This is a genomic window from Deinococcus fonticola (genome assembly GCF_004634215.1).
GTDB lineage: Bacteria > Deinococcota > Deinococci > Deinococcales > Deinococcaceae > Deinococcus > Deinococcus fonticola.
On the sequence record NZ_SMMH01000006.1, the window covers coordinates 71,699 to 89,184 of the forward strand.

General features: G+C 67.6%; 15 protein-coding genes and 1 pseudogene. 4 read left to right on the forward strand and 12 right to left on the reverse strand.

Annotated elements, in window-relative coordinates; genetic code table 11:
* Nucleotides 1-114 precede the first annotated feature (114 nt).
* Nucleotides 115-1,233, reverse strand: coding sequence for a tetratricopeptide repeat protein (locus tag E5Z01_RS05440; RefSeq protein WP_135228433.1), 1,119 nt, complete (start codon nucleotides 1,231-1,233; stop codon nucleotides 115-117).
* A 92-nt stretch (nucleotides 1,234-1,325) separates the two neighbouring features.
* Between E5Z01_RS05440 and E5Z01_RS05445 the strand changes: the two genes are divergently transcribed.
* Nucleotides 1,326-2,171 carry a metalloenzyme domain protein gene (locus E5Z01_RS05445; RefSeq protein WP_135228434.1) on the forward strand — a complete coding sequence of 282 codons (846 nt, stop codon included), beginning with the start codon at nucleotides 1,326-1,328 and terminating at the stop codon, nucleotides 2,169-2,171.
* Between the two features lie 194 nt (nucleotides 2,172-2,365).
* Here E5Z01_RS05445 and E5Z01_RS05450 read toward each other — a convergent pair whose 3' ends face one another.
* Nucleotides 2,366-3,007, reverse strand: coding sequence for a phosphoribosylanthranilate isomerase (locus E5Z01_RS05450; RefSeq protein ID WP_135228435.1), 642 nt, complete (start codon nucleotides 3,005-3,007; stop codon nucleotides 2,366-2,368).
* Nucleotides 3,000-3,239 (reverse strand): hypothetical protein, encoded by a 240-nt coding sequence (locus tag E5Z01_RS05455; RefSeq protein WP_135228436.1) that lies wholly within the window; start codon nucleotides 3,237-3,239, stop codon nucleotides 3,000-3,002. The genes E5Z01_RS05450 and E5Z01_RS05455 overlap by 8 nt, the downstream gene beginning before the upstream one ends.
* Before the next feature lie 118 nt (nucleotides 3,240-3,357).
* On the opposite strand from E5Z01_RS05455, the gene E5Z01_RS05460 reads away from it, so the two are divergent.
* Both E5Z01_RS05460 and E5Z01_RS20350 read left to right on the forward strand, forming a co-directional pair.
* A complete protein-coding gene (locus tag E5Z01_RS05460; RefSeq protein ID WP_135228437.1) occupies nucleotides 3,358-4,620 on the forward strand; it encodes a phosphotransferase in 1,263 nt (420 codons plus the stop codon).
* A pseudogene (locus tag E5Z01_RS20350) lies at nucleotides 4,617-5,345 on the forward strand (GNAT family N-acetyltransferase); the annotation flags it as partial. The gene E5Z01_RS05460 and the pseudogene E5Z01_RS20350, both read left to right, overlap by 4 nt.
* A 159-nt stretch (nucleotides 5,346-5,504) precedes the next feature.
* Here E5Z01_RS20350 and cobT read toward each other — a convergent pair.
* From cobT to E5Z01_RS05485, 4 genes are all read right to left on the reverse strand, one after another.
* Nucleotides 5,505-6,572, reverse strand: a complete 1,068-nt coding sequence (cobT, locus tag E5Z01_RS05470) for a nicotinate-nucleotide--dimethylbenzimidazole phosphoribosyltransferase (RefSeq protein WP_135228438.1) — start codon at nucleotides 6,570-6,572, stop codon at nucleotides 5,505-5,507.
* Nucleotides 6,569-7,102: a bifunctional adenosylcobinamide kinase/adenosylcobinamide-phosphate guanylyltransferase gene (cobU, locus tag E5Z01_RS05475; RefSeq protein ID WP_135228439.1), complete on the reverse strand. Its 534-nt coding sequence runs from the start codon at nucleotides 7,100-7,102 to the stop codon at nucleotides 6,569-6,571. Before cobU ends, cobT begins: the two co-directional genes overlap by 4 nt.
* Nucleotides 7,102-8,493: a cobyric acid synthase gene (locus tag E5Z01_RS05480; protein WP_135228492.1), complete on the reverse strand. Its 1,392-nt coding sequence runs from the start codon at nucleotides 8,491-8,493 to the stop codon at nucleotides 7,102-7,104. Before E5Z01_RS05480 ends, cobU begins: the two co-directional genes overlap by 1 nt.
* A 161-nt stretch (nucleotides 8,494-8,654) precedes the next feature.
* The gene (locus E5Z01_RS05485; protein ID WP_240738198.1) at nucleotides 8,655-9,650 is read right to left on the reverse strand and encodes a pyridoxal phosphate-dependent aminotransferase; all 996 of its coding nucleotides are present in this window, start codon (nucleotides 9,648-9,650) and stop codon (nucleotides 8,655-8,657) included.
* A 55-nt stretch (nucleotides 9,651-9,705) separates the two neighbouring features.
* Between E5Z01_RS05485 and bioB the strand changes: the two genes are divergently transcribed.
* Entirely contained in the window at nucleotides 9,706-10,749 is a 1,044-nt protein-coding gene (bioB, locus tag E5Z01_RS05490; protein ID WP_170311951.1) for a biotin synthase BioB, read from the forward strand.
* Nucleotides 10,750-10,837: 88 nt separating this feature from the next.
* Here bioB and E5Z01_RS05495 read toward each other — a convergent pair whose 3' ends face one another.
* From E5Z01_RS05495 to E5Z01_RS05515, 5 genes are read right to left on the reverse strand one after another with little or no spacing between them, the layout of a single operon-like run.
* Nucleotides 10,838-11,701, reverse strand: a complete 864-nt coding sequence (locus E5Z01_RS05495) for a CobD/CbiB family cobalamin biosynthesis protein (RefSeq protein WP_135228442.1) — start codon at nucleotides 11,699-11,701, stop codon at nucleotides 10,838-10,840.
* Between the two features lie 14 nt (nucleotides 11,702-11,715).
* On the reverse strand, nucleotides 11,716-12,690 hold the full coding sequence (locus E5Z01_RS05500; protein ID WP_135228443.1) for a 1-aminocyclopropane-1-carboxylate deaminase/D-cysteine desulfhydrase: 975 nt from the start codon (nucleotides 12,688-12,690) through the stop codon (nucleotides 11,716-11,718).
* Between the two features lie 4 nt (nucleotides 12,691-12,694).
* On the reverse strand, nucleotides 12,695-14,068 hold the full coding sequence (locus E5Z01_RS05505; protein WP_135228444.1) for a cobyrinic acid a,c-diamide synthase CobB: 1,374 nt from the start codon (nucleotides 14,066-14,068) through the stop codon (nucleotides 12,695-12,697).
* Entirely contained in the window at nucleotides 14,065-15,768 is a 1,704-nt protein-coding gene (locus tag E5Z01_RS05510) for a VWA domain-containing protein (RefSeq protein WP_135228445.1), read from the reverse strand. Before E5Z01_RS05510 ends, E5Z01_RS05505 begins: the two co-directional genes overlap by 4 nt.
* A complete protein-coding gene (locus E5Z01_RS05515; protein WP_135228446.1) occupies nucleotides 15,765-17,477 on the reverse strand; it encodes an SWIM zinc finger family protein in 1,713 nt (570 codons plus the stop codon). The genes E5Z01_RS05510 and E5Z01_RS05515 overlap by 4 nt, the downstream gene beginning before the upstream one ends.
* Nucleotides 17,478-17,486 lie beyond the last annotated feature (9 nt).

Below are 17,486 nucleotides of genomic sequence, written 5' to 3' on the forward strand. Positions count from 1 at the left end.
GCGGGACGAAGTATAGCAGGGGCAGCGCGGCCAGGGAAAAGCGTCAACCCCGGCTGGCCCGCCACTAACCTGCTGACGCCTGAGCTACTCATAGGTTCGGCCATTTGTTGTTGATCAGCGGCCGGCCTGGGCCATCTTCAGGAAGTGGGCGCTGCTCTTGTCGTTGGGGTCGAGTTCCACAGCTTTGGCGTAGGCCTCGGCGGCAGCGGGGTAATTCCTGGCTTCGTACTGCACGCGGCCCACCCAGGCCCAGGCTTTGGCATACCTGGGGTTCTGCTGCGCGGCCTGCTGGAAGCCCCCGAGCGCTGCCGTCTTGTCGCCAGCGGCGTACCTGGCGTAGGCGGCGCGGAAGGTTTTCACGGTATTCAGGCCGTACTGCTGGCCTTCCTGCGCCAGGCCCAGGTTGTATTTGTCGGCGGCGCTGGCAGTGGGGAGCTTCGTTGCGCCCTGATAGGCAGTCAGGGCCGCGTCGGCGTTCCCGGCTTCCAGTGCCAGGCGGCCTGATTCTCGCCACGCCTCGATGAAGTTTGGGGCGGCCTGCGCGGCTTCCTGAAATCTGGCGAGTGCAGCGTTGCGGTCGCCTTTTTGCAGCAGGTCGTAGGCCTTGCTGAAGGCAGTGGTGGCGGCGGGGCCATACGTTCCGGCTTTTTTCGCCAGGTCGTTGAAGTAGCGCAGGGTCTTGTTGTCTGGCGTGAGTTTCAACGCGGCCTCGTAGTACCCCTGGGCGCGGGCGTACTCGCCCGCTTCCAGGGCGGTGCGGGCTGCCCAGGAGTTGCACAGCACGTTCTGCGGGTCGATCTTCAGGCAATTGGCGAAGAGGCCAGCGGCCTGACTGGGGTTGCCGCGCGTGTAAGCGGCGTAACCAAGGTTGTACTGCGCGAAGGCGGCGGCGCGGTCGGCTTCCGTGCCCGCCTGCCCGGGCGCTACTTTGAAGTAGGCGTTCCAGGCTTCCTCGGCTTTTTTCCAGAAGCCCACTTCGGTGTAGATCTGGGCGCGGAGTTTCAGGTAGTCGGCGTTGCCCGGTTCGGCCTGCACGGCGGCCTCGGCGGCGGCGGCCGCCTGTTTCCAGAGGTTCTGGTCGATGCTGGCGCTGCCGGCGGGGTAGGTGTTGCGCGCCCTGGCGGCCAGGTCACGGGCGCTGTCGGCAGCCTGTGCGGCGCCCTGAGAAGCGGTCTGGGCCAAGGCTGAACCAGTCACCAGGGCAGCCGTCAGCAGGATCGGCGTGAGTTTCATGTGTTCAGTGTTCAGGGAAACTGCGTGGGACGCATGGGTTTTAAGTGAAGATCAGCTCAAAATCCGGGTCAGAAATGGCGTACTCTGCCCGCATGACTGGTCTGGTGTGGGTGGCGCTGGACGGTGTCGGGCACCCGCTGGACGCCCCACCCGGCAGCGCGTGGGAGCAGGACTTGCCCACATTAAGGCCGCTGGTCGAGGCAGGCCTGGCGCTGGAAACTACGCTGGGCGTGCCGGGGTTGCCGCAGTCGGGTACCGGACAGGCGTGCTGGCTTACGGGGCAAGACGCGGTGGCGCTGATGGGCGAGCATTTCGGGCCGCAGCCGGGGCCGACCCTGCAACGCCTGCTGAGCGAATTCAGCCTGCCGGCGCGGCTGAAGGCGGCCAGTGGACGGGCTGCCCTGCTCAACTTCTATGCACCCGCTTACTTCGGCGAGCAGCGAGGCGGCCGCAACCGCATGGGGTGCTTCCCGTTCTCATTCCACGCGGCGGGCCTGCCGCTTAACCCGCCAGATTTACCGCTGGTGCGGGCCTCGCTGGGCTTAGACTACGCGGCTCCGTGGGCACCTTTCACTTCCGTTCAGGAGCAGAGGCAACTGGGGCAGGAGGTCGCCCAGGCGGCGCACGGATGGGATGTGCTGGTCATGGATTTGTGGTTCAGTGACCTGCTGGGCCACCAGGGTTCCCCCGAGCCCCGCCCGGAAGTGCAGCAGGCGGCCTCTGCTTACCTGCGCCGCGTCGACGCCCTGCTGACAGGCCTGCTGGACGGCGGGGCGCAGGTCATCCTGAGCAGTGATCACGGGAACATGGAAGATCTAACGGTGAAAAGTCATACGCTGGCGCGCGTCCCGTTCGCTGGCGCGGGTGTGAACCTGGGGCACCCGGCCAATGTGGTGGAGGGTGGAAGACAGCTGGCGACCCTGCTGGGATTGAATTAGGGACATTTGCCCGGCAAGTTATCCACAGGAGTTTTCCACAGGTGCTGTGGATAAGGTGTGGAAAACTTTTTTCAGGCTGCTCTGGAAACACTCTTTTTTAGCGTCTCAACCGAAATGAATCGGGAGACCGAGACTACTCAGCCAGGGCCCGAAAGTTATCCACAGTGAAACGAGACTCTGTGGATAACTCTGCTTTATGAGCCTTGCACCGCGTCTATGAAAGCTTTTACTGCCTGTGGATTCTTTACGCCCGGTGAAGCTTCCAGGCGGCTCACGGCGTCCACGCCTGACGGACGAAGAAGGTGAATGGCTTCCCGCACATTTTCCGGCCCCAGTCCACCCGCCAGCCACGCGCCCGCCGGCCAGCCCGCACGCAGAGCTTCCCATTCCAGGGGCACGCCACCGCCGGGGTTCGGGGCGTCCACCATCAGGGTCACGCGCGGGTCGGCCGCCCAGCGCTCCCCCTCGCGCGATAACTCGTCTGCTTTCACCACGCGCAGCACGGGATAAAATTGCGCCGCCGTCTCCACGAACTCTGCCGGCAGCGCCCCGTGAAGCTGCACTGCCGACATGCGGGACGCCTCGGCCAGGCGCAGCACCTCATCCAGCCCCTGGCCCAGAAACACGCCCACCCGCGCCACAGTCAGGCCCACACTGAGGCTCGCCTCGCGGGCCACGTCCGGCGACACCAGCCGCTTGCTGATCGGCGCGAAAATGAACCCCAGCGCGTCCGCGCCCGCCTGGGCGCACAGGACGGCATCCTGAACGGAAGTCGTGCCACAGATTTTCACTTTCGGGCGTGTCAATTGTGGCGCGTGGCCGGCCGAATCAGACATGGTTCGCTTCCAGCGCGGCGAGGCGGCTCTCCAGCTCACGGTTTTTCTGGAGCAGGGCCAGCAGCAGCAGGGCGTAATGGTCGTAGAGTTTCGGGCGTTCCATGCGAAGCTCGCCGGCCATCCATTCGCCCAGCAGACGTTCGGCCTCGCGCAGCACCTCGTCTGCCGGCACGTCCCGGTAATTCCTTTCGCCGATGATGGCGCGGGCAAAATTGACTTCTCGATCCGTCATGCCCCCATTGTAAAGCAGCCTGCCGAACCCCTGCTTGCTCAGCCCCTGCCTGCTCAGCCCCTGCCTACTGAGCCACCTGGCGGATGGCACGCGGCCACGCCTGTGAAACCCTGACGGCATGACCAAGCGCGACACCACACTGCACCTCCTCTTCACGCGCGAGGACGGGCGCAACGCCATCCATACCGTGAAGACAGACAAGACCACGTACTACGGCGCTAACATTGCCGAGGCAGCCCGGCAGGTCGGGATCGAGGGAAGGCCCTTGCGGCGCATTCATTTCAAATTCCACGGCGTGCAGGACGGTGTGAATGTCGTGGAGGCCGTGTGGCACCTGCACGCCGTGAAGGGCGCGGAAGTGCACTGGAGCAGGGATTTCACAGCTTCGGAGCGCCAGTGGATTGAAACGGCCCGCACCCCCACCGTCACACCGTGGTTCCAGGAAGGCTGGTTCAGCGCGGCGCTGGCGTGGCTGGACGGCGAACTGACCGCGCAGGGCTGGACGCGGGTGGGGGTGCCCAGAACGCTAAAGCACTGGCAGATCAGCCTGCTGTGGGAAGTGCCCACCACGCACGGGCGCGTCTTCCTGAAGGGCGTGCCGGACTTCTTTGGCCGCGAGGCCCAGCTGACGCCCCGGCTGGCGCAGGAGTTGAGCGGCGCGGCTCCCCCCGTGCTGGCCGCCGATCTGGCCCGGGGCCTGCTGCTGATGGCCGACGCTGGGGAACCCGTGGACGAACAGGACGTGAACTGGCCGGCCCTGCTGCGTCATCTGGCCCGGGTGCAACAGAACAGCATTCCCCTGCTGCCGGACTGGCACCTGCGCGACCGCGGGCCGGAATACGTGCTGAGCTGGCTGGACACGCTCCTTGCCGAGGCCAGTCTGCTGACCGGACAAGAGAGCGGCTTTACCCCCGACGAGGCCCAGCGCCTGAGCACTGCGCGCCCACGCCTGGAGGCCGCCCTGAAACGCCTGAGTCGCAGCCCCCTGCCGCGCACGCTGGGTCACGGTGACCTGCACGGCGGCAACGTGCTGGTGAAAGACGGTCAATTCACGCTGCTGGACTGGTCGGATGTGTGCCAGACACATCCGTTTATGGACGTGAACCCCGCCTACTTCATCCCGAACCCCTGGCAGAACAGCCCGGACGCTGACCACGCGCAGTTAAGCACCGCCCGCACTGCCTACCTGCAAGCCTGGACAGCTTACGCGCCGGCTGAAGAACTGGAACAACTCCTGAAAGACGGCGAGTTGACCGGCGAGCTGTTCCGCGCCCTGGGGTACATGGACGGAATTTACGGGGCCGTGCAGGACAAGACCGAATGGCACGGCGCGCACCTCCTTCACCTGCGAAAAATACTGAACATGCTGGAGGGTACATGAACTACCGTGACTGGACGGCCAGCCCGCAGGATTTCGCGGCTCTGGCGCGCTTGAACACCATTCAATACCCGGATGCGCCCGTAACAGCGGAAGGCATCGAGCGCAACTGGGGGTTCGTCGACCCACAGCGTCCTACCCTGATTCGTTTCGTGCTGCTGGACGGTCAGGAAGTGGCGCTGGTGGAAACGTATCCGCAAGGTGACGGGTCTTTTCTGCTGGAACTCATTGCGCCCGCCACAACTTTGCACGAGTACGGCCCGGAATTACTGGACTATGCGCGGCAATGGGCGAAAACCCAGGGGGCGGCACAGTGGTCTCTCACCATCCGGCAGGATGATCCGCGCACCGACTGGCTGCAACGGCGGGGATTTGACGTGCAGGACAGCATCAGTGAATGGACAGCGACCCAGCAGCCGCGGCCACAGCCGCCCGGACATGTCGTTCTCCTCCCTGTGGGCCACGATCCCGCAAGACAGGAAAGCTTACGAACAGCCCTGAATACCGCACGCCAGGAAAGAAACCTGCCGCCCTTCACGTCCCAGACATTCAAAGATGATGTGCTGAACTTTGGCCTTTACCGACCCGACCTGCTGTGGCTGGCGCAAACCCCAGGCGGGGAAACCATCGGTGGCGCATGCCTGCACGTGTGGGACAACGCGCAGCACGGCGAACTGTCGTGGGTCAGCGTTTCCCCAGGCTGGCGGCGCAGGGGGCTGGGAACAGCCCTGGTCAGCCACCCAGCAAGCCGATCTGCCGCTGACCAGCACGCGACTCCCTGGGGCTTACGCGCACCTGTCTCCCCTTCTGACCAGAGCAGGTTTTCAACAGACGGACGTGTGGGTGACGCTGACCTGCGACCTGTAGAGGTCATCGACCCCCTGTTTTTACGCGCCCGGCACGCCGGCTTCCGCGAAGGTCTGCATCTCGCGCAGGGTGGCGGCAGCGGCCAGCACGAGGGGCGCGGCCAGCACGCCGCCGGTGCCCTCGCCCAGGCGCAGGCCCAGATGGAACATGGGCCTGAGGCCCAGCGCCTGAAGCTGCGCGGCGTGCCCGATCTCGGCACATTCGCCGGCGGGCAGCAGGTAATCCTTCAGCGCGGGGTTCAGGGCCACCCCGACCAGCGCGGCGCTGCCTTCCACGAATCCGTCGAGGATGATGGCCTTGCCGGACGCGGCGGCCTGAAGCATCACGCCCAGCATGGCGGCCAGTTCGTACCCGCCGAACTCGGCCAGGACGTCGAGCGGGTCGGTGGCCGGGGTGCGCCCGAGGGCTTCGCGCACGACCTGCACCTTGTGCGCCAGTTTCGCGTCGTCCACGCCTGTGCCGCGCCCGGTCACGCGGGCCGGGTCAAGGGCAAGCAGGCGGGCGGTCATGGCGGCGGCGGGCGTGGTGTTGCCAATGCCCATCTCGCCGGGAATCAGGATGTCGGCGCCGTCTTGCATAGCCTGACGGGCCAGCGCGGCGCCGGCCAGGATCAGCGCTTCGGTTTCCTGGCGGGTCATGGCCGCCTCGGTGCGCAGGTTGCGCGTGCCGCGCCGCAGCGCGTGACGGTGCAGGCGCGGGTGGGCGGGCAGTTCCGCGTTCACGCCCGCATCCATCACGTACACGCTGGCGCCCACGCTGCGGGCGATGGCATTCACCGCCGCGCCCCCTGCGCCGCCCGGCGTGTCGGACAGGAAATTCATGACCATCATGGGGGTCACCTCGGGCGGGTAGGCGCTCACGCCGTCCTGCGCCACGCCGTGATCGCCCGCCGCCACGATGACCGCCACGCCCTGCGGGTGCGGTTTCTCCGAACCGAAAATGCCCGCCAGGCGAATGGACAGCTCCTCCAGATCCCCGAGTGCCCCGGCGGGTTTCGTAAGTTGTGCCTGACGTTCCCGCGCCCGCAGCATGGCGGCCTGATCGACGGGCTGAATGGACTGGATAAGGTTAAAGAGTTCCTGATTCATGGTTTTCCTTTCAAGGTAAGCGGCAGGCCGCTGACGAGCAGGTACGCTTCGTCACTGGCCCCCGCGCAGCGCTGGTTGACCCAGCCGAGCACATCCCTGTAACGGCGCGCGAGGGCGTTCTCTGGCACGATGCCGAAGCCCACCTCGTTGGTCACGAGAATGACCGTTCCGGCGCGGTTGCGGGCCACGTGTATCAGTTCAGCGGTGGCCTGCAGAATCTGCTCGTCGGTGAAGTCGTGGTACATCAGGTTGTTTACCCACACGCTCAGGCAGTCGAGCAGCAGCACAGGCGTGCCGGCGCTGTGCAGCGCCGTGGGGACGTTCACGGGTTCCTCCAGCGTGACCCAGTGCGCGGGGCGCTCGGCGCGGTGACGCCCGATGCGGTTCTGCATCTCGGCGTCGAAAGCGACGGCGGTCGCCAGGTAGGTGACGGATTCACCGGACTGCGCAACCGAATGTGCAGCCAGCCCCTCCGCGTAGGCGCTTTTGCCGCTGCGGGCGCCCCCCGTCACGAAGATCAGGCGCCCCATCAGATCAACCCCCGCACGTACTCCCAGTCCAGGCTGGCCTTGACCCTGGCAGCAATGGCGTCCAGTCGGGCGTCCAGCGAGTCCAGGTGCGCCGGGGCGGGCAGGTCGGCCCACTTCAGGAAACGTTCCAGGTAAGCGGGGTTCTCCAGCAGGCCGTGCAGATAGGTGCCGCGTACGTTGCCCTGTCGCCACAACAGGCCCGGCGCGAGTTCCTGCACCCCTAGGCCCGTTCGCGTCTGCCCGTGGTGAATCTCGTACCCTTCAAGGGCAAACCCGGTTTCGGTGTCGCTCAGGCGCGTCAACCGCGTGGTTTTCTCCGGGGCAAATTCCGTTTCGACGTTCAGCAGGCCCAGGCCCGCGACCTCTCCCCCGCCTTCCACGCCGTGCGGGTCGGTAATGCGCGTTCCCAGCATCTGCAGGCCGCCGCACACCCCCAGCACCGGAACGCCCTGATCTGCCAACCGGGCAATGCCGCCCGCCAGTCCACTGGAACGCAACCACGCCAGGTCAGCCGCCGTGCTCTTGCTGCCCGGAAGAATGACCGCCCGTGCCCCCACCAGTTCATGCGGGTGGGCGACCCAGCGCACCAGGTCTCCCAGCGGCGCGAACTCGTCCAGGTTAGAGAGGCGCGGCAGGCGGGCCACCGCCACGAACCCTTCGGCTTTCTGGCTTGCGCCGGCTGCGCTTTCCACCGCCACGCCGTCTTCCTCGGGAAGCGGAATGTCCAGCCACGGCACGACGCCCACCGTGGGAATACCGGTCTGTTCCTGAAGCCACTGCGGGGCCGGCGCGAGCAGCGAGGCGTCCCCCCGGAAGCGGTTGAGGATGAAGCCCTTAAGCAACGCGCGTTCCTCGGGAATCAGGCAGTGCCAGGTGCCGAGCAGGTGCGCGAACGCGCCGCCCCGGTCGATGTCGGCGGCCAGCAGCACGGCGGCCTGCGCTTCACGGGCCACGCGCATGTTCACGATGTCCGACGCCCTTAAATTCACCTCGGCGGGACTGCCGGCGCCCTCGATCACCACCACATCGAACTCGTCCATGAGGCTGTGCAGGGCGCCCTGCACGTGCGGCCACATTTGCGGTTTGCGTTCGCGCCAGGGCATGTTCGTCAGTTCCGCGTTCGCCTGACCCAGCAGCACCACCTGGCTGCGGGTGTCGGCTTCGGGTTTCAGCAGCACCGGGTTCATGCGCACGTCCGGCACGACCCGCGCGGCGCGGGCCTGAACCAGCTGGGCGCGGCCCATCTCCAGGCCAGCGGGCGTGACCCCGGCGTTGTTGCTCATGTTCTGCGCCTTGAACGGCGCGACCCGCAGCCCCTCGTCCGCCAGGATGCGGCACAGCGCCGACGCCAGGTACGATTTTCCGGCGTTGCTGGTGCACCCCTGAAGCATGATGGCGCGGGCAGTCAAGAAAGAAACCTCGGGAGGACAGGCACGAATACTGTTCTAGCAGGTAGGCGGCGTGGAAAGAGGTCGGGAGTGAACGAATTCCACATGCCGGGACAGGGGCAGGCGCGAAAAAGGAACCAAAGCCCGGCCCGCATGACGCGCGGTTACAGCACCTGCCGGCAAGCCTGAAGGAGGGCCGCGTTCTCCTGCTCCAGGCGGGTGCTGACCCTGATCCACGCAGGCAGGCCATAACTGGCGCAGTCGCGGACTTTGACGCCGTGGTTCAGCAGGCGCTGCGCGGCGGCGGCCGCATTCCCGACATTCAGGATCAAGTAGGGCGTGCCGTGGTGCTGCATCTCGCCAAATGAGCGCAGCGCGGCAGCGAGTTCCAGCGCGTTCTGACGCACGAGTGGAAGTGTCTGCGCCAGAAAGTCCTGGGCCTCCGGCAGCGCAGCCAGCAGGGCTTCGGTGCCGGCGGGAACGTGCCAGGCCGGGGCCAGGTTCTCCAGCTGCCGGATGATGGGCGGCGCGGCGATGGCGTAAGCGGGCCGCGCGCCCACGAGGCCGTGAACTTTGCCGGGCGAGAGCAGCCGCAGCAGGTTCGGGTGCCTTGGGCTCTCCAGTTCGGGCAGAAAAGGCGCATAGGCTTCGTCCAGAATGAGGATGGCGCCCACCTGCTCGCATTTCTGCGCGAGGGCCAGCAGTTCGTCCGGGGCCAGGAATTGCCCGGTGGGGTTGTGGGGGTGGCCCACGTACACGAGTCGCGTGTGGTCCGGAAGAACCGCCGGAAGGGCGTCCACCACCTGAATTTCGGCGCGTTGCAGCGCGGCGGCGCGGCCCAGCTCCCCGAACGGGGCGTGCAGGCTCAGCAGGCCCGTGCCCGCAGGCAGGAAAGCGCGGGCGGCGCGGTGCAGCAGATCGGAGGCACCGACGCTGAGGGCCACTTCTTCCGGCGTCACGCCGTGCCAGCAGGCCAGGCGGGCGCGGGTGGCGTGGTACGTGGGGTCCGGGTAGTGGGCGTGGTCGGCGTCCCGAACGGCCTGAAGAAGCGGGCGGTTGGGGCCGCAGGGGTTGCTGTTCACGCTGAAGTCGAGGCCGCTGAAGGGCGCGGCGCCGGGCCCGCCGTGGGGGGAGCGGGGCAGCAGGGGCGGGACGGTCACGCCCGCAGTGTTGCACGTTGCTCCGTTCAGTATCCGTCGTACATTACTGAACGAAATGACCTCACTGAATATGAACACTCTGGCTGACCGTGTGCTGCAAGGCGAAATCCTGACCGTGCAGGAGGGCCTGGACATTCTGAACCTGCCCGACACCGACACCCTGCGCCTCGTCGACGCGGCGTGGCGGGTGCGCCGGGAAGCGTTCGGAGACCAGGTGAAAGTGAACGTGCTGCTGAACGCCAAAAGCGGCCTCTGCGCCGAGGACTGCGCGTACTGCTCCCAGGCGAAAGGGGCCGACACGGGCATCGCGCGTTACCGCGTGCTGGAACCGGCTGAAATGCTGGACGAGGCGAAAAAAGCGCAGGCCGCCGGAGCGCAGCGCTACTGCATCGTGCTGTCGGGGCGGGGCGGCACCTGGGGCGAAGTGCGGCACGTCGCGCAGGCCACGCGCCTGATCAAGCAGGAAACGGACCTTGAGGTGTGCGCCTGCATGGGCCTCCTGCTGGGCGAGGAAGGTCAGCGGAAAGCCGAGGCCCTGCGCGAGGCGGGCGTGGACGCTTACAACCACAACCTGAACACCCACGAGGAGCATTACGCCGACATCTGCACCACGCACAGCTACGCCGACCGGGTGGAAACCCTGACGCACGCGGCCCAGGCGGGCATGAGCACCTGCTCGGGCGTGATTATCGGCCTGGGCGAAACGCCGCGGCACATCGTGGAACTGGCCTTGACCCTGCGCGAACGCCGGGCCGACAGCATCCCCGTGAATTTTCTGATTCCCATCGACGGCGCGGCGCTGGAAGGCCAGCAGACCACCGCGCACTTCACGCCGTGGTTCTGCCTGCGCGTCCTGAGCCTCTTCCGGCTGCTGAACCCGCGCGCCGAACTGCGGGCCAGCGCCGGGCGCGAAATTCACCTGCGCAGCCTGCAACCGCTGGCGCTGCTGGTCGCCAACTCCATTTTCCTGGGAAATTACCTGACGGAAGCCGGCCAGGAAGCCAGTGCCGACTGGCAGATGCTGGCCGACCTGGGCCTGCGCCCCGCACCGAGCGCCGCGCACAAGTCCCTTCCCGTCGCTGAACCTGTCGGGGTTTAAGGACGGGGGACACGGCTGTGAAAAAGAGCCTGGCTTCCCCTGCTCTTTTTCACAGCCGGGGAGCGTGCAAGCCAGCACATTTGGTGGCTTATCGCTGCCGCCGGCCGGGCAGCAGCAGAATGAGAACCGCCAGCCCAGTCGTGACCCGCGCCAGCCTCAACGCGCGGTTCAGGTCGGCGGCGGCAGGTTCACGCCCGCAGGCGTTCAGCACATACACGCCACGCTTATCGAGTTTGATGTCCAGTGCGCCCGCGAACACGCTCATGGGGTGTCCGGCGTTCGGGCTGGTGGTGTTCTGTCGGTCTTGCGCCCACACGCGCCAGCCGCGCCCGCCCGTAGCCAGGAGCGCGCACAGGGCCGTCAGGCGGGCCGGGGCCAGGTTCAGCAGGTCATCCATGCGGGCGGCGGTTTTCCCGGCGTATTCCAGTTCGGGCGTGCGGTAGCCCCACAGGGCGTCGGCGGTGTTCGTCAGGCGGTAGGCGGCCGCCAGGGGCAAGCCGCCCACGCGGTACGCCAGCAGCGGCGCCACCACGCTGTCGGACAGGTTCTCCGCGAGGCTCTCGATGGCCGCGCCCGCCACTTCCGCCGCACTCAGTGCGGACGTGTCGCGGCTGACCAGATGCCAGCCCAGGAGCCGCCGCGCCTCGGGCAGGTTCTCCTGTTGAAGTGCCGCGCCGACTTCCGCGACGGCCGCGAACAGGGCGCGGCGGGCCAGCAACGGCTTGAGCAGGGCGCCCTGCACATACCACGGCGCACGCGCGGCCGCCCAACCGGCCCCGGCCGCGAGCCCCGCCCCGGCGGCCCACCCTGCCGCGCCTTCGGCCAGTTGCTGCTGGGGTGTTTGTGCGCGCCAGTGGCTGCGCGCCCACTTCAGGTAATGGCCCATCCACACCACTGGGTGCACTTTTACCGGGGGTTCGCCCAGCGCGTCTAGCGCGAGGGCAAAAAGCATGGCGCGGCGGGAACTCAAGCGAAGTACCCGCCCGCGCCGCCCGTGTGCCAGTACAGCACGCGCTGACCGGGCCGGTAGCGCCCGGCACGCCAGTTCGCCAGCATTCCAGCGAAGGTCTTGGCGGTGTACGTCTGCTCCAGCATCAGGCCGCACTGCCGGGCTGCGAGTTCCGCCGCCTCCTGCCCGGCTGCCGTGGCTACGCCGTACCCGCCGCCCAGTTGCGCGTCGCTGAGGGTGTAATTCGCGCGTGGGGTGACGTGCGGATAAAAGCCGGCCCGGACCTCTTCGAGCAGGGCCGCCAGGCGCGCCTGGGCTTTCTCCTGCCGCCACAGCACCGAGAAGGTGTCCACGTGCGTGTCCAGGCCATGCACCCAGGTTCCCAGGACGAGGCCCGCCACGGTTCCCAGCGAACCGGACGTGACCACCATGAACGGCGGCGCCGGCTGCCCGGCCAGTTGCTCTTTCAACTCCCGGATGGCCTGCACGTACCCCAGCACACCCAGGACATCCGAGCCGCCCAGCGGAATGAGGTAGGGAGTCTCACCCTGCTGACGCCACTCAGCGGCGCGGGCGTGCATGGCGGCCATGACTTCCGGTTCCGTGACCGCGCCCAGAAAAGTGCGGGTGGCCCCCATCCGGCGGTCTATGCGTTGGTTTCCCGTATCAGTGTGCGGGTTCGGGGCGTTGAAGAACAGCTCGCACTTCAGGCCGGCCAGGGCCGCCGCGCAGGCGGTCAGGGCGCAGTGGTTCGACTGCGGGCCGCCGCAGGTGAGCAGCACCGTCGCGCCGCGCGCCAGAGCGTCGGCGACCAGCAGCCGCAGTTTGCGAACCTTGTTCCCGCCGAACCCCACGCCGCAGAGGTCTTCGCGCTTCACCAGCAGCTTCAGCGCGGGAAGGTTGGCGTCTCTGACGAACATGGACTGAAGCGGCGTGGGATAGACACCCATCTGGAAAACGGGCAGGGTCTCAGCCGGGAGGCTCGCTGTCATGCCTTCACTGTATGGCCTTCTGTATTTCCGCGGATTTACCGGCGCACTGCTCCACCAGGCGCCGCGCCACCGCCGGAAAACCGCCGTAGTGCAGGTGCAGGTAGCTGGCCAGGACGTTGCCCCGGGCGTACCCTTCGGTGACCTCCTGGCCGCCCTGGGCCGTCCAGCGGTAGGCGGGATGCGTGGGCGCGTGCGTGAGGGAACTGAAGTGAAACTCATGGCCGCGCAGGGCCGTGCCGGCCGGGCACAGCGGCGAAGGCTGAAGGGCGGTGGCCTCGCGGTATCCCAGCGTGACCCTGGGGTTCATGCGCGTGTGGTACGGAATCACGCCGCACATCTCATGCACGCCGCCCGCCAGGTCGGTGAGGGTCTGGCCCAGGTACATCAGGCCGCCGCACTCGCCAATAACCGGGCGCCCCGAGGCGGCAAACGTGCGGATGCTGGCCCGCATGGACACGTTCGCCGCGAGTTCCGCCGCGTGCGCTTCCGGATACCCCCCGCCGAACATCACGCCGCCCAGCCCGCCTGGCAGTTGCGCGTCCCGCAGCGGGCTGAAGGCAACCAGTTCCGCGCCACTCAAACGCAGTTCGTCCAGCGCGTCCGGGTAGTAGAAGTGAAACGCCTCGTCGGAAGCGACCCCGATGCGTGTGCAGGGCGGCGTGGCCTGCGGAAGCGGCGGCACGGGTAAGGCCGGGGCCGTCGCCGCCACGGCCAGCAGGTCGTCCAGGCGCAGGTGTTGCGCGGCGTTCAGGGCCGCCGTGTCCTCCCAGCTGGCCTGTTCGGCGCTGAGCAGCCCCAGGTGACGGGAGGGCAGGTGAATGTGCTGGTCTTTGGTCACGAAGCCCAGCACCGGCAGATTGACCTGCCTGAGGGCCACTTCGCACAGCTCGGCGTGCCGGGCGCTGCCGACTTTGTTCAGGATCACGCCGGCCACCTGAACGCCCCCAGCGCCCTGAGCACCGCCGAAGTCGCGCATGCCGGCGGCTACCGCCGCCACCGTGCGGGCCATGCCGCCTGCGTCAATGACCAGTACCACAGGCGCCCCCAGCAGCCGGGCCAGGTCGGCGGTGCTGTGCTCGTCACTGCTGGGATCGCGGCCGTCGAACAGCCCCATGACGCCCTCGATCACGCTGATGTCGGCCGGCGCGGCGCTGCGGGCAAACAGCTCGCGCATTCGCTGCGGCGCGAGCAAAAAGGTGTCGAGGTTCCGCGCTTCCCGACCGGCTGCCCGCGTCAGGTGCGTGGGGTCGAGGTAATCCGGGCCGAATTTGAAAGGCTGCACCACCAGCCCGCGTTTTCGCAGGGCCAGGCACAGCAGCGAGGCGACGGTGGTTTTGCCACTGCCGGAACTCGCGGCCGCCAGAACGATTCGCTTCAAGACCTGACCTCCAGGGTGTGTAACTGGGCGTTCATGACCTGCGCGAGCTGTGCGGCGCGGCCCAGTTTCACGTGCCCGCCCTCGGTGTCCACGACGGTCACGGGCCAGCGGGCCAGGGTGGCGGCCGCGCTCAGGGCGTCCGTCCAGGCGTCCGCGCCGGGCGACAGGGGCACGTTGGCGCGGCCATCGGTAAACAGCACCAGTTCGGCATTCTGCGTGGCGCGCAAGGTTTCCACCGCGAGGTTCAGCGCGTGGGCCAGCGGCGTGCGCCCCCCCGTCGGGGCGCCGCGGATAACCTCCTCGACGGCGCCGGTGTCGTTCGTCCAGTCGAGCAGCAGCTCGGCGCCGCTGCCCCGGAAGGTGATCAGGGCCGCCCGGTCGCGCCCGGTCTGGCCCGCCAGGACACCCAGCATGGCCCCTTTCACGGCCCCCATGCGGCCCGAGACACCCACGCTGCCGCTGGCATCCGCGACGAACAGCACGCGGCGGCCCGCGCTTTCCTCGTGAACGGGGGCGTGGAAGTCGTGGCGGGTCAGCTGGAATTCCCCGCCCCTTTGCAGGGCCCCGTTCTGTAAGGCGCTGCGGAGGGTGGTGGGCAGGTGCAGCCGCCCGGCATCCGCGTCCGGCACGCTGCGCACCACCCGGCCGGTCTGCGTTCCTGGCTGACTTTTTCCGGCGGACACGTTCTGAAGTGCAAGGGGCGCGGCGCTGCTGGGCGCGAAGACTTCCTCATCCGGCGCGGGCGCGTCACCGTTTTTGGGGTGTTCTGGCGGTGCCGGCTTCTCCGGCGGCTGTGGGGGCGGTGGGGGTGGGGGCGGCGGCGAATGCTGCGGCTGGCGCGGGTCACGCCGGTGGTTGAGCACCAGCGGCGCGACGTGTTCCACATCGTTCCAGGTAACGCCGACGCGGCCGTCCAGCGCGGCGAAGGCACGGGCGGCGCGGTGCAACACCAGGTCGGCCCGCAGGCTCCGCACGCCCGCCCCCGACGTGAGTTCGGCAATCCGGGTCAGCAATTCATCCGGCAGCTGAACGGCCGCGAAGCGTTCACGGGCGGCATGAAGACGCTGTTGCAGACGCCCTTCCTCGGACTGCCACCTCGCCGTGAATGCGTGCGGGTTGGCTTCGAAGCTCATGCGGCGGCGCACAATTTCCGCCCGGTTCACCGCGTCCAGCGGCGCGGCAACATCCACGCACAGCCCGAAGCGATCCAGAAACTGCGGTCTCAGCCCGCCTTCCTCGGGGTTCATGCTGCCCACCAGCGCAAACCGCGCCGCGGCCTCCGCACTCAGGCTGTCGCGCTGCACGCGCACCACGCCCATGGCCGCCACGTCCAGCAGCACGTCCACCAGGTGATCGGGCAGCAGGTTCACCTCGTCGATGTAAAGCAGCCCGCCGTCCGCCTGCGCCATCAGGCCTGGCTTCAGGCGCGCCTCGCCGCGCAGGGCCGAGTCCAGGTCGAGGGTGCCCACCACGCGGTCTTCCGTGGCCCCCAGCGGCAGGTTCACGAACGGCCCGGCCCGGCCATCCTGCAACGGTGGCAACAGGGCCGCCAGGCCACGCGCCGCCGTACTTTTCGCCGCGCCCCGGTCGCCGCGAATCAGCACCCCGCCGATCTCCGGGCAGACCGCCAGCAGCGAGAGCGCCAGCACCAGTTGCGGCTGGTGAGCAATGGCCGAAAGAGGGTAGAGGGAAGGCGTCAAAGCAGCCCCGCCTTGCCCAGTTCGTCGCGCAGGGCGGGCAGTTTCTGGCGCTCCGGGAAATGCGTGGCGACCAGAGCTTTTGCTTCATCCTGGCCGACCCTGGGAATCAATTCCTTCAGCACGCCTGCGGCCTGGGCGTAAGCGTCACGCTGGCGCGGGGCAATCAGCTGCTGCCCCGCGCGAATGAGCAGCAGGGCGGCCCGCTGCGCGTCCAGTTCAGGCATCCGGGCGACCCGCAGCAGCCGGCCTGCATCACGTTTTTCGTTTTTCACCAGGTCAAAGGCCTGTTCGGTCAGGTGCTCGGCGACCACGAGCTTCAGCAGTTCGTCCCGCTGCGCTTCGCTTTTCCACAGCGCTTTGATCACCGCCGCCCGGTCTTTCTCCCAGTCGGGGCTTTGTTTTTTCAGCCGGGAGAACCACTCGGCATGGGGGTTTTGCTGGGACTGAACCTGCGCCATGCGGTACGCCTGCGCCCCGCGCCCCGTCTCGCGGTACAGGTCGTGGAGCCACAGCAGCGCGTCACGCTTCTCCCAGCTTTCCACCCTGAGCGCCGCTTCCTCCAGTTGGCCCAGGGCGGCAGCCTTCTCGAAGGCGGGCCGCAGGGTGGCAAAGGGAACGCGGCGCTTCGGAAGCGCCTGCAGCGCCTCACCGACCCGGCCACGCTCCAGCAGGAACAGGATGAGCGGTGTCGGGTCGTGGTCGGCCCGCAGCAGGGCCTCGGTGTCCGCCTCGGTGGGTTCACCGCCGCGCAGCTCGATCAGCACGTTCAGGTACGTTCTGCGGCGGTAGCTCGCGCTTTGACGGCTCAGCGTTTCGATCAGGTCGTACACGCTGCGGCGTTCATCCTGGTGCAAGACCGAGTAGAAGTCGAAAAATTCATCCCGGCCAAAATCGGCGCGGTGGCTGGCGATCTCGTTACGCACGGCCTCCAGCGCGTCCTCCCGCAGGTCGCCCTCCAGGTCGGCATTCACGAACAGGTCGTACAGGCCCAGCAGCCCCTCTTCCTGCACATCGTCCAGGCCATAATCCATGTCGTTCTGCTCGTAAAAGGAATCCACCCCGTCCAGCACAGCCAGGTAAGCGCGGGTCAGTGCGGCGGCCTCGTCCTCACTCAGGTCGGTCAGCCCCTCGCGGCGGCGCTCCAGTTCAGTCAGCAGGGCCTCGATGGCCTCGGTGTCCGGGCCGTCCTCGGAATCCCACTGCTCAGTGTGGTCATAACTGGCGGCCATGGAGTGAAAGGCCGCCGCGATACGTGGGGCGAAATCGTCGGCGGGCAGGGTCTGGCCCACCTGCGCGTAAAGCAGCGTTTCCAGTTCCGGCGCTTTCGCCAGCATGCGGCCCACCAACCGCCGCAGGGCCGGCGCGTCCAGGTCGTCCAGCACGGTCTCCAGCGCGGGCAATTTCACGAAAGCCCCTGAGTCGTTGCTGAGCCTGTTCAGCAGCGCCGCCACGTGCTTGCACCCGCCCCCAGCGCCCACCGGGCAGGAACAGGACGCGCTTTGCACCTGTGCCTGCCCGATCCTCCCAGGCCCGACCCTCACCGATACGCGGTAAGCCTCCTGGCCGTGGGCCTGGGCGCGGTATTCCTGCGCCGCTTCGGCGGGGCGCACGCTCAGGTGGGTGAGGCCGCGCACGTAAGGCTCACCTTTTTTCCACTCGCGGGCCTCCACCCAGTCACGGGCCGCCTGTTCGGAAAGGACGTGGCTCATCCGGTTATT